This is a genomic window from Bacteriovorax sp. DB6_IX (genome assembly GCF_000447775.1).
Taxonomy (GTDB): Bacteria; Bdellovibrionota; Bacteriovoracia; order Bacteriovoracales; family Bacteriovoracaceae; genus Halobacteriovorax_A.
On the sequence record NZ_AUNJ01000299.1, the window covers coordinates 1 to 236 of the forward strand.

Here is a 236-nt window from a genome sequence, read left to right on the forward strand (position 1 = left end):
TTTTACGAAAAGCTTGTGTAAACTACTAATAATTCATGAAAAAGTTTTCGCTCGTATACATTGATGATAATTTACTTAATCTCGAAATGTTCGTAGATATCTTTGAAGATGACTTCGATATTAGTACTTTATCAAATCCTTTAAACGCTTTAAGTACTGTTAAAGAGCTTAAGCCTGATATGGTTATTCTTGACGTTCATATGCCGTTTAAAAATGGAATTCAGCTCTTTAGAGAG

1 protein-coding gene is annotated in these 236 nt (G+C 30.5%); it reads left to right on the forward strand.

The genetic code is table 11. The features are described from left to right. Positions 1-35 precede the first annotated feature (35 nt). Positions 36-236 (forward strand): response regulator (locus M901_RS08900; protein ID WP_034721519.1); only part of this gene is annotated, 201 nt, incomplete at its 3' end.